At 54.0% G+C, this 11,895-nt stretch carries 10 protein-coding genes and 1 pseudogene; 4 read left to right on the top strand and 7 right to left on the bottom strand.

Features of this window, described 5'->3' with window-relative positions; all coding sequences use genetic code 11:
- The 6 genes and pseudogenes from GOV85_RS13065 to GOV85_RS13090 form a co-directional block, all read right to left on the bottom strand.
- Positions 1 to 335 (bottom strand): annotated as a pseudogene (locus tag GOV85_RS13065) (IS21 family transposase); the annotation flags it as partial.
- Between the two features lie 57 nt (positions 336 to 392).
- Positions 393 to 1,424 (bottom strand): recombinase family protein, encoded by a 1,032-nt coding sequence (locus tag GOV85_RS13070; protein ID WP_171178876.1) that lies wholly within the window; start codon positions 1,422 to 1,424, stop codon positions 393 to 395.
- The gene (locus GOV85_RS13075) at positions 1,421 to 2,464 is read right to left on the bottom strand and encodes a tyrosine-type recombinase/integrase (RefSeq protein WP_171178879.1); all 1,044 of its coding nucleotides are present in this window, start codon (positions 2,462 to 2,464) and stop codon (positions 1,421 to 1,423) included. The genes GOV85_RS13070 and GOV85_RS13075 overlap by 4 nt, the downstream gene beginning before the upstream one ends.
- A complete protein-coding gene (locus tag GOV85_RS13080) occupies positions 2,464 to 4,161 on the bottom strand; it encodes a site-specific integrase (protein WP_171178880.1) in 1,698 nt (565 codons plus the stop codon). The genes GOV85_RS13075 and GOV85_RS13080 overlap by 1 nt, the downstream gene beginning before the upstream one ends.
- A 166-nt stretch (positions 4,162 to 4,327) precedes the next feature.
- Positions 4,328 to 4,534, bottom strand: a complete 207-nt coding sequence (locus GOV85_RS13085; protein ID WP_171178882.1) for a helix-turn-helix domain-containing protein — start codon at positions 4,532 to 4,534, stop codon at positions 4,328 to 4,330.
- 180 nt (positions 4,535 to 4,714) lie between these two features.
- Entirely contained in the window at positions 4,715 to 5,548 is an 834-nt protein-coding gene (locus GOV85_RS13090) for a hypothetical protein (protein WP_171178884.1), read from the bottom strand.
- A gap of 1,026 nt (positions 5,549 to 6,574) precedes the next feature.
- Here GOV85_RS13090 and GOV85_RS13095 point away from each other — a divergent pair.
- Both GOV85_RS13095 and GOV85_RS13100 read left to right on the top strand, forming a co-directional pair.
- On the top strand, positions 6,575 to 8,320 hold the full coding sequence (locus GOV85_RS13095) for an amidohydrolase (RefSeq protein ID WP_171178888.1): 1,746 nt from the start codon (positions 6,575 to 6,577) through the stop codon (positions 8,318 to 8,320).
- A 90-nt stretch (positions 8,321 to 8,410) separates the two neighbouring features.
- Positions 8,411 to 9,202, top strand: coding sequence for a DUF3299 domain-containing protein (locus GOV85_RS13100; protein ID WP_171178890.1), 792 nt, complete (start codon positions 8,411 to 8,413; stop codon positions 9,200 to 9,202).
- A gap of 292 nt (positions 9,203 to 9,494) precedes the next feature.
- Here GOV85_RS13100 and GOV85_RS13105 read toward each other — a convergent pair whose 3' ends face one another.
- Positions 9,495 to 10,364 carry an amino acid ABC transporter substrate-binding protein gene (locus GOV85_RS13105; RefSeq protein ID WP_171178892.1) on the bottom strand — a complete coding sequence of 290 codons (870 nt, stop codon included), beginning with the start codon at positions 10,362 to 10,364 and terminating at the stop codon, positions 9,495 to 9,497.
- Between the two features lie 423 nt (positions 10,365 to 10,787).
- Between GOV85_RS13105 and GOV85_RS13110 the strand changes: the two genes are divergently transcribed.
- The gene (locus tag GOV85_RS13110) at positions 10,788 to 11,228 is read left to right on the top strand and encodes a hypothetical protein (protein ID WP_171178894.1); all 441 of its coding nucleotides are present in this window, start codon (positions 10,788 to 10,790) and stop codon (positions 11,226 to 11,228) included.
- 12 nt (positions 11,229 to 11,240) lie between these two features.
- The gene (locus GOV85_RS13115; protein ID WP_171178896.1) at positions 11,241 to 11,585 is read left to right on the top strand and encodes a hypothetical protein; all 345 of its coding nucleotides are present in this window, start codon (positions 11,241 to 11,243) and stop codon (positions 11,583 to 11,585) included.
- The last annotated feature ends 310 nt before the right edge of the window (positions 11,586 to 11,895 follow it).

Here is an 11,895-nt window from a genome sequence, read left to right on the forward strand (position 1 = left end):
ACCTTCGACCAACTGGCCGCATAGCGCCGCACCGCATCGTAGCTGCCGTCGTAGCCCCGGTTGCGCAGCTCTTCGTAAATCCGAACAAGGGTCAGCCGTTGCCGCTTGGGCTGCCGGTCATTCTCGGCCAGCATCTCATCCAAGTCGGACCGCCAGGGATCGATCTTGGGCCGGGGCTGGGTTGAACGATCATAGCTGAACTCGGTCACCCCGGACCGGACCACCTTGCGCACCGTGTTCCGCGACACACGAAGTTCCCGGCAAATCCGCTTGATAGACTTCCCCTGGATAAAATACGCCCGCCTGATCTTCGCAATCGTCTCCACAACCAACATCCCCAACTCGCTCCCTCAATCCTTTGAGGGAGCTTCTGAAACGAATTATCAGGGGGGTCACTTTTGGACGCCGATTACCCTAATACAGGGGTCAATTTTGCATGCCGGTTCACACCCACCGCAGTTGCTGCAGAATACTAGACCGGTCAGAAGGTGCTTTTTGCGACGCTTCTCCCAAAACTTGGTTTGCTTGATGGCTTTGACGCGGGGATCAGCCTCGATCTCGCCTTGCCGCTGCTTGACCGCCTCCCAAAGTTCATCCCCGACGATCCGCAGCTCAGGGACCTCCGCGATGATCCATTTGGACGGATCGTTGAGACGGGAAACACGTCTGCCGGTCTCCGGGTCCTTGATGTAGCGCAGCCGGTTCCAAACAAGGCGGCCGATGTAGAGCTCATTGTTGAGAAGGCCCGTCCCACGCACTCGGTGCCCCCGGATGGCGGTGTCACGCCATAACTTGCCACGGGGACCGGGAATACCTTCGGCGTTCAGGCGGCGCGCAATGGCTTTCGGGGAGTGCCCTTCGGTGAAGTCATGTAACACCCGCCGGACGATCTCAGCTTCTGCTGCGTTGATCACTCGTTCCCCCGTGACGGGTTGGCCGTCGGGCCCGAGACGCCGGACGACATCATAACCGTAGCTGTTACCACCGCCGGAACGGCCAAGCTCGACACGCCCGCGCAAACCACGCCGGGTTTTGTCGGCCAGGTCTTTGAGGAACAGTTGGTTCATGGTGCCTTTGAGACCTACGTGCAATTCGCTGATCTCGCCCTCAGCCAGCGTCACGATGCAAACCCCTGCAAAGCTTAGCCGTTTGAAGATCGCAGCGATGTCTGCCTGGTCCCGGCTCAACCGATCCAGCGCCTCTGCCAAGATCAGATCAACCCGTCCTTCCTGGGTTGCATTGAAGAGCGCTTGCAGCCCGGGACGCAACATGGACGCACCAGAGACCGCCCGATCCGAATAGGCGTCGACAACAGTCCAGCCTTCCCGCTCTGCACGTTCCCGGCACAAACGCATCTGGTCATCGATAGATGCGTCTCTCTGCATCTGGCTGGAGAAGCGGGCATAGATTGCAACTCGGGTCATCGTCTGGCCTTTCTCTTTAAGTCGATCAAAGCCGCGTAGTCGCGGCCCGCTTCAATGGTTTGGGCGTGGATGTAGTGGCGCTCAGCCGTTCCGAAGCTCGCATGAGCCAATATTGGTCGGATCAGCTTCGCGTGTTCCGGAGAGGAGCGCGCCAATGTCGTTGCGGCGGCATCCCGGAAGAAATGCGGTGGAATGCGGCGACCCGTCAGCTTCAGGGTCTGCTCCGCGATCCGGGGGCTCAGCGCATCTTGCTTTAATGGTGCGCCTGTCCTGCCGACCCACAAGACATCGTGTTGTTGTTGGCCACGCTCCATTAAAAAGGGACGGGCTTCGTTGACATAACGACGCAACAGCGGCTCAACGCTCTGGGGAACATCAGCCTCCCATGGCTGCCCTGATTTGGTCAGATCCCCTGGGAGCGCGACGGTCATGGTGTCTGTTGTGACATGCAAGGATATGCCAATCCGAAGGCCGGCAAAGGCGCGTCGCCGCATCGGCATCAAAGCCAGCATGGCTATCATGGTGCCATCCCGCAGGCATATCATACGGCGCAGCGGTGTTGGCTCCGCTTCTGCATGACCCGTCGCTAGAGACATTCCCGCCTTGAATAGAACCTCGCTGGACAACACACGCCCAAGTTTGCGATCCCGATCACCCCGTCCTGCGGCGCGCTTCAATCCCGCTTTCAATCTCCGCTGAGCGGACCAGTCCTGTGTCGGGTCAGCCGCGGAGAGGATACGCAACACGCCGTCAATGAACATCAACCGGGTCATCGGCCGGGTGTGTGAGAGGTCCCTAAGCCAAGCGGAAAGGCGCGGCAGGGTCCCGCGTCGAGCCGGAGGCAGTGTGATCGCCTCCGCATCGCTGTTAATCAGCCATTGCAGCCATCGGGCATAGCGCAGTTCTAACGTCTTCAATGAGGTCGCGCGTAGATGTGACAGCGCGCCGCAATCGTCGAGTGGGCCACCTTCTATCTGAAGGTTGAGCCACATCTCCCGGTCTTGCACGGGCCAATCAGACAGAGGCAGAACAAGGCTCATCAGCGACGCCCTTTCTTAGCTTCTATCAGGTCAGCAAAGGCGCGTGTTGCCGAACGTGCCTCAAGACCGGAATACATGTTGATCGTGTGGCTGACCTCCGAATGTCCGAGCAACCGGCGCGCGACCTCATAGCCGCCGGGATTGGCGTCGAGCCAGTTCATCACCGCAAAATGCCGAAACAGGTGGGCATTCATCTCCAACCCCGTTTCCTTCCGAATCCGTTTGGAGACGCGCGCAGACAGAACGCCAGGATCAACCGAATGCTGACCATCCCTCCGGGGAAACAGCCAAGGCGTTCCCGCGGGGCAGAGTTCCGGACAGCGAGATTTGAGATGCACGTCGATCATGCGCAATACATCACGCGGGATCTCGAACTCGACAGGTCGCTCATTTTTGGTCTCGCCGTCTTCCAGAACCAGGTAGGCTCGGCCATCACCAGGACGGTGCAGGTGGCGTTCCAGGTGGATGCCAGCCAGGTTCTTCACGCGAACCGGGCAGACCAGCAAGATGGCGATGGCGAGTGCATCTTCGCGCGCCAGAGCCCAGCCATACGGTTTGGACATGCCGCGTGGTCGCGCGAAAATCCGTTCAGGCAGGAGCAGCAGGCGCTGTTGATGCCGATCCTCTTGCAACACCCGCAGCCGGCTTCGGTTCTTTTGGGTCATGCCATTCTGAGGTTTGACCGCCAGGCGCGTGGCAAGCCCGGCCAGTGCATCGCGAGCGTCATCGGGTGCATTAAGTATCCGGGCCAGGTTGCGGAGCAGCGCGGCGATCTCACTGATCATCTTTGTGGTCTGGTTGTTGGTGCGCGATAACATCTGGCGCAAACCCTGTTCAGCCATCACCGGATTGATCAGGACGTCCAATCCGCCAATCTCCGCGATCGGGATACCAGAGTGAACGAGTTCGGAGGCAAACCGAACCAACTGTCTTTGGTATTGGGACAGGGTCGCGGGTCGGAGTACCCTGTTCTGACCGTCATCTGCCAGCGGGTCCGGAGTTGCAAGACGGTGCATCAATTTTGCAAGCTCGCTTTGGAACGGCGTAGGAAATGCTGTCACGGGAAAGGTGATGACCTTCTGGCGCGTTTCCAGAGGCAGGATGGCCTTGGGCCATTCAGAAATACGTCGGACCGCCAGGTTCCAGCCGTTGACCGCAGCCCGATACGCGACATCCGGTGATTTGCTGATCTCGTTATGCGCAAGGGCTTCTCGATAGGCCGCGGCATGCTCTTTGCGCACAGTGGCGGGTTTGACGCCTTGCCGGTTCAGAAAATGCACGAAGCGGCAGAGTGCGGGTTGCAATGTCTTGTCGCCGGACGCCAATACATTCGCCCAGAGCGCTTGCCAATCGGGAGACAGATCATCGATCCGGTTGAAGCGCCGTTCCACCAGCCCGAAATGCGCGAGGGCGGCACGCGCATCACTCACCGCGTTTTGCCAACTCTTCGGTGTAAGACCGAGTGCTGCCGGTGTGACTTTGGACAGACGGGGCTGCAACCAGCGACTGTCGCAGGGCACATCCTCTGGCGGCAGCCCAAGGGCTTTGGCCACGCGGCGCAGACCGGAGATCATGTCGCGGCGGCGTCCGTCCGACAGAGAGCTGTCGGAGCGCAGTTGGTCGATGAGCTCGGCGAACATCGGTGTGTCGGCTTTGACGAAGGCCAATCTCAACGGAACGGGGCTCTGGCTAGTCATCGGGTTTACGTTCCTTTGGACATGTCGGGTCTCGGGCGGACGGGTGTGGACAGGGGGTCCGATTCGGGAAAAGCGTAGCACAGAAAGTCAGAAACTTACGGGCAAGCCCTCTTCCCGAAAATGTCATAACCTATTGACATTAATGTACATTAATGATCTCGATTGCCTACCAGCACTGTGCCTGCCGGTAGACGGCATGAGCTGCCGGATCAATGCGGATGAGGCGTCCGCCGGGGCCAACTCGGATAACCTCAAGCAGGCCTGCGGCAATCGCACGGCGCACCGTCTTCTCGGAGCAATTGTCCAGTTCAGCGACGTCCTTCACCGTCAGTAGCTTGCGGGGTCGGTTCTTCTTGGCATTGATCTGTGGCATCCTGATGCGCCTCCTTTTGGTCAGAGGCGTCCCGGCCCAGTTCCTGTACTGCCTGGGCAGCCAGCAATCGGACCAACTGGTCAATCGCTGTCTCAACCTGCTTGTGCGCGTGGTCGTCAGAAGGGGATATGGCAGGAACGCGTGTCATGCCATGACCATGACAACGCGGGCTTGCTCATTCTAAGTGTATTGATTGCCCAATTCCGGCGGCGCCCAACGCTCTTGCTCTTCGCGCTCAAGCTTGTCGCGAAAACCGTCAATGTCCACGCGGATCGTCTCACCGCTCAGGATTTGCCCCGGCTCGGTGATCATCTTCACGACAGCCTGGATAAAGTTGACGAGCGGACCTTGCCGTTGTCCTCCGGGGCGACCGTCTGAGTATGTCGTATAGGTTAGGGGGCGACCGGCATCTTTCCAGATGTAACAGCAGCTCTCGACAATGTACTGACGGCGTTTGTCGCGCGAGAACCGCTTGTCCCGGGGCGACATCTCCGCAATCGCACCAGGTGTCCCATGGATGCGTCGAATGTCATCGATGACATCCTGAGTAAGTGTCGTTGCGGTCTCAAGCTTGTCGAGCACTTGGGGAAGAAGGCCTGCGTCTTCTGGCGTCGACGCGAAACAAGTCGAAAGCGAGCCCAATGCGTTCCGGAGCTCTTGGGGACCAATGGAACTCTGTTTGGCTTTCCGCAAAAGTTGCTTGAGGTACTTTTGACCTCGTTCAATCGCTTGCGAGCGTCGGACCTCAGTCAGGTTGATTGCGATGTCGTCGTCGTTATTGAGGCAGTTCCCAAGAAGCACAGAGAGTTTGCGTACGAGCTGAGTTGGCAGGCCAAACCGTTCGGCCAAGCTCTCGATCATGTCATCAGAGAGAGTACCGCGTTCGCCATAACTGCCGAGCTTCCATGACAGCGAGCATTTGATCCCATCCATGTGCGGGTAGACCGAATAGTCACCTTCATCATCTTCAACGTCGCCTTGATCGTTCAGGCCAGCGTCCAAGTCAGCGCTCATCTTATTCTCCGCTTTGTACACTCTGCATTCGAGCCACACGTCCAAAAGCCAATGTGCATCACAGCAACTCTGCTTGCCGAAAAATCGGGCTGGATGACACAAGGCGATCCATTCAAACGTTGCACACAAACAAAAGAACAGGAAGAGAACAATTTGGTACCAGGTTCTGACTTGAAGCGCTGACCCAAAACGCCCGCGCTTTTGATAGGCTACAGCGCTTCGAGACAGCTGCGGCTTTTTAAGTTGGCGGACGAGCGAAACACAAGGAACAAAAAAACAGATCAATACACTTAGTCAGCAAGAACGAAAAATCGGACGTTCCGGGCCGGGACGGGTCTCCTCGTCTCCGTTGCGCCCGGTTTATGCTTGCTGCTTTCCCTCGCAAACGATCAAAAAAAGCGGTGACCACGGTACGTTCACGACCGGCCTCCAATAGTGAACTATGGTTCGGGGACTACCCCATCCCGCACCGACGCGGCTCCTTCTGGCCCGGTGCAGAAACGCGACTACGGAACCCACCGGCCGACGGGCGTCTTCAGACACTCGTCGGACCGGGGACCGCCGAGACCGTGCGCGGTCAAAGCGGGGCAGGTGAGAAGCCTGCGGGGAAGCGGCTGGCCTCCGACAAAAGGCATCGCGCGGATACGAACCTGAAAACGAAGGGCCTTCTCCCGCATGACGGGGGGAAGGAGCGGGGGCCGGATATTGTCTGGACAGTTGGAGGTCTCCGAACTGAAAGACTTTGCTGCCCGCTACACTTTGAGGGATGCTTGTGCCCTGCAACCTTTGTGAAATTTCCATTTGGTCGCGATATCTGTGTGACTCGTTTTTTCCAACACCATTTGAACTTTTGCACTTCGCTCGTTTGGTTGAGAAAATCGGCCATTTCGCTCTGTGTCAGTGAACTTTTGACCGTCTGGCTGCTGAGCCCTCTGACAAGGAGTGAGGCGAAGAAAATTTATTTGACATGCAGACATTATGTTTCATGCTTCAATTAGTCTTTTCTTCGGATTGGGAGTGCGAATGATGAAGTGGATGATGATAGCAGTCGGATTATTGACCTCTTTCGCCACAAACTCTGTAGCCCAAACCGCTGATACCGTCTTATTGAATGGCAACATCTACACTATGGATGCATCACGGCCTGAGGCTGAAGCAGTTGCTATTATGGGAACGCAAATCTTCTACGTTGGTTCCGATGATGGAGTCCAATCCCTGATTGGAGAAGAAACAAAAGTCATCGATCTTCAAGGACAAACGGTTCTGCCGGGCTTTGTCAGCGGCCACGAACACCTTGTCGCATCCGGGTGGACGCAATTGGGTGTCCAATTGGGCTCTGGTCAATCCAAAGAGGATTATCTCAAGTTAATTAAAGAGTATGCGGACGCCAATCCCGACGAGGAGTTTATCCGTGGCATTGGATGGAACGCGACTCTGATGGGCGGTGAGTTCACGGCTGCCGATTTGGATGCGATTGTACCTGACAGACCCGTGTTCCTGCAAGATTACACCATTCATGACGCATGGCTGAACACCAAAGCTATGGAAATGGGAGGCGTGAACAAAGACACCCCCGACCCAGTTCCGGGTTTGATCTATTTTGTAAGAGATGGCGAGGGTAACCCAACGGGCTACGCGAAAGAATTTGCGTGGATGGGGGCCTATGTGGAATCTGGTGCATGGCAGCCAGATACGATGATCCCAGAGAGCCAAACAGAGCTTTATGATTTGGCCGCGAAATTTGGCTACACCACTTACATTAACCAAGGCCTAGTGACACCGAACATCAAGTCTCAGGCTAAACACAAAGATGACACCCGAGTGGCGCTGGACATCCTGCAAGCACAAGCTGACGAAGGCACACTCAAGCTTCGTACGTTGATGATGACCCTTGTCAAAGGTGACGATTTCAATGCCGACGATGCGGTGGCCAATACTTTGGAGCTGAAGTCTTCATTCGACAACGATGACGTTCGCGTGCTTGGAATTAAGATACACCCGGAAGGGGTTCACACAAGCCATGCATCGGTCATGCTTGAGCCGTGGCTGGACCTGCCTGAAAAAACGGCAGTGCGAGGTGTATCGGCTGCCCTAACAGATGAAATTGTCCTCAAAGCAAACGCAGCCGGACTTGACGTCTCTGTGCATGTTGATGGCTCAAAAACCGTTCGCGAAACTGTTGACTCGTATGTCAACGCTCAGAAAGCTGGATACACCGAAGCCCGCAACTCGCTTCAACACTTAGCTTTTGCGCATCCAGATGATATTGAACGCATCATACAGCACAATATCCTGTCTAACATCACCCCGATTTGGGGCACGACTTGGAGCGGTGGGCTTGACGGTGCCATGGAAATCATGGGCCTTGAAAGGACGGTTTCCGAATTTCAACGCATCCGTACTTTGATGGACGCGGGCGCACCCGTCAGTATAGGCGCGGACGTTCCCAGCACCGACCCTAGCCTCATGGGGGTATTAACCCTATGCGAAGCAGCCGTTACCCGGCGCGATCCGTCTAATCCGGACGATGATCGTATCTTCCCGCCGGTATATCAGGCTCTCACGCTCGACCAATGTATATACGCCGCGACGCTTGGTGGTGCGTATGAAGCGAGGATGGAGGACAAGATCGGAAGCTTGGAGTTTGGCAAGTATGCTGACCTGGTTATTCTAGAAGATGACCTTTTCTCGGTGCTTCCTTCTGACATCGCGGATGTGAAGATAGTAGCCACGATGAAGGGCGGAGTATTCACACATGAAGATGGTCTTTGAAACGCTGTAATAAACGTACCTTCGCAAAGTAGGCCAGTGCGATGAACTAGGCTGCAATGCTACTAAAATAGGAAAATTTAGAGCTCTGTAATGACAAGCAACTTGATCGCTTTGGTAGCTTTTGTTTTCGGGTTCGCGGAAGTGAATGCTGCTGAGGCGGAGGTTACCCAAGGTTCGCCAAAACCTGCTGCCCAAACGTCTCCTTCAGGGGCGAAGCGTTTTGACATGTCCGGGCGCGCTCATGATTTTACTTATGCTTCAAACTCCACTGCGCTGGATGGATTTATTCAGAAACAAGTGGCGGATAGCTGGCTTGACTTGAAGCCAACCCTGAAGTCTCTGGAAGCCCCATTTGAAACCCTGCCGGATCCGTTGTTAAACGCAATGAGAACGCAAGTTCGTTGGCGAACGTCCGGAAACACTACGCGCTCTGATCCTGATTTTATCAAAGAGTACAATGCAGCCACAGGTGTTTTGGCGGCGAATGAAGTAGACGTTGAAAAGCTGATGCTTGAACGTCGTAAAATCATTGCGCATAACAACTCAATCGGGCGCGGTCCAAACTTAGAAAAGCTTGGTACGGCAATCAAGCTGCCTGGGTACATAGTACCGCTTACACTCAGTGGACGCGTTGTCACTGAGTTCCTATTTGTCCCGGTCGCTGGATCTTGCGTTCACACACCTTCGCAGCCGCCGAACCAGATCATTCATGTTGATTACCCCGGTGGCGTTGAATTCAAGTCGATTTTCGAAGCTTTTTGGATCGAAGGGGAACTGTTAGCAGAAAGCAGGGTTAGCGACGTTGTATTCTACGACGGCCAGTCAAACGTGGAATCCGCTTACAAACTAAACGCGAATTTAGTTGAAGTGTTCGCGCCCTGATCTTTAGGCCCCAGTGACCCATAACTTTCGGTCTTCTGTACGCGTAGACACTAATACCGGTAGACCGTCGCATACAGACCAAGCCGAAAGTGTTGAATAGAATACAGCCCGACCCCTAATCTGGTGGGCTTTTTGCGACGGCCGTCCCCTCGAAGATTTCTTCAAGAGGGGTCTCAATTTCCACGAGCAGATCTTGATTTAACTTTGTCCAACGTTTGCTCTGCGGGACAAATCAACCTAAGTCGCAGTGCGAAACTAACACGCAAAAAAGCACTTTCTTTTGCGATACGCCTCATGGATTGGTAGGGGCGATTACATACAGAGCTTTCAATGCTTCGCCGGGCTCTATCCCCGGCAAGGCAATACGGAAAATCTCCTCCATTGAACCTTGAGCATACATCTCTGACAAAATACGATCTACAAGCAATCGAAAATCATAGTCTCCTTTCTGTATCGCTAATCCTTGCTTTTCTATCGTCAATATTTCTTGGGATAACTTGAATTTTCCCTTTAGCCCGGCAGCAATGTAGTTGACTAACAAAATCGACTGATCTGCAAAATACGCATCGATTTCGCCGTCTCGCAGCGCCTTGATGCCGTCTGGGTGTGAGGCGAACCGTACCATATTTGCATCGATACTTGCCGCCTCAAAGGAATTGAGAACGGATGCCTCTGTTGTTGTGTTGCTTCTCATGCCAACCCTCTTACCCGCTAGCGCACTCATGGTGCCCTCGGCCTCGATTGGCAGTAATATGGACGTGCCGTCGACATAAATTGGAATCGAAAAATCAACAACTTCGCGACGGGAAAGTGTTATGGTTGCAGCCCCACAAAGCACATCGACTTCTCCTGAGGCAATTTTGTCGAAACGATCCTTGGCGTCGACCGGAATGAACTGGACGTTTAATTCCTTTAATTCAAGCTTCTTCGCAAGACTCTGCGCGACCCGATCGCAGATTAACGGTGACAATCCAAACGGCCGACCTTGATCGTTGAGGTAAGATAGTGGCGCAGCGTCTGTTCGAAAACCAAATCGGATTTCGTTGTTTTTTGTTATCCTTTCGATTGTCTGAGCAACCGCTCCGGTTGTGAAAAGAGCCGTTGCAATAAGTACAGATAGCAAGCGCATGGGTTTTCCTTCTTTGTCCGGTTTCCATTCCATTGGAGGTACGAATTATCCTATGTCGAGATCAAAACACATTGAGACGCAAAGTAGGCTGATAGTTGATAGCAAGAGTCGCTTGGCGAGGAAAGAAAACCACATCCTTGCACCATGGGTAGCTAACTCAGTTAGATAAAAGCAAAGCCTATTAGGCCGGGCTTATGTGCAAATGTCTAGTATGGGTTAACTCATTTGGATGCCACGGTGTCTTTGCCCCCTAGAGTTGGGCCACTACTTTTGCCGAGAAGGGGGAACAAGAAATGGCTCGGAGCGGCTCTTCGTTCCGATCTGACGAGCGGCTGTTATTTGGACCAAGCCTTGACCACAACATCCAACAATAAAATCGGTTAGTACAAGACACCAGGTCCGGTTGTAGATTATCCTTTGGAAAGCTACTTTTATCAGGCTTAAGGAAAACAAAAAATGGCGAACAAGCTGGCCACAATGTGGTTCGACGGCCCTTTGAGGTTAGTTGACCGGGTATGTATATCGTCAATGCTCGCCACAGATATGCCTGTCACCTTATACACCTATGGGGACATTCCGAATGCACCGCCTGGCGTCGAAATCAGGGACGGCAACGAAGTACTTGATAGGGCTTTAGTCCAGCGGCTGGTGCCTGTGGCGAAAAAAGATCAAGCTACCTGGCTGCCAACTGTTCAATTCAGTGATTTTTTCAGGGTCTTTCTGCAACGGGCTGGCGGAGGTTTGTGGCTTGATAGTGATGTGTTGATGTTTCGCCCCTTTGAATATCCTTCAGATGACGTCTATTTCGTGCGAGAGGTATCCGGCGGAATCGGCGCATCTGTTTTCTACCTTCCCCCCGGAAACCCGATTATTGGAGAATATGAGCGTCTACTTTAGCAGGATAATCTGGTGCCAGACTGGCTTGAATTTAAACGCCGCATTTTGCGTCCAATGTGGTATCGCCTGACCGGAACGTCCTATTCCGCTTCGGACCTTGGGATTACGATCTACGGCAACGAGGCCTTCCGGCAGCTTGCAAAAAGATACGACCTTTATGGTCGTGCACAACCACCAGCGACTTTCTATCATTGGTCTGACGCGAAGAATTTTGACGTTTTTCGCGACGTTCCCTGGCAATTCTTTTACGATGATCCTTGCCACATCGGTTTGCATATCCATAAAAAGTCCAATGAACATATCGAGGGTCCAGAGCCTGGCAGCCTTTGGCACAGAGCTCTTAAAGACTTCTCGTGAAATGATCCGCAGTTTTCCCAGCCTCGCCACAAGAGGAACACTTCGAATTTAGATCCTTCTGGCGATGTTTGCGGCGGACTTGTTGCGAAGAAAAACAATTTGGGCTCGGATTGGACATCTAACAAAACTCGTCTGGTGCCAGTTGCCCGAAACACAGGATCTGTGGGTCTGGAACCTATCGTGTCAATGTTTCAACGTTTATGGCGCGCGCTGGACCGTTGCACTTGAATGCTCCAATTAGACTTGGACCACTACTACGTATGAGAAACTGAGTTCTGTACACGGCACACAACAGACGTAAACCAGAAAA

The organism is Ruegeria sp. HKCCA4633 (genome assembly GCF_013034605.1).
GTDB lineage: Bacteria > Pseudomonadota > Alphaproteobacteria > Rhodobacterales > Rhodobacteraceae > Ruegeria.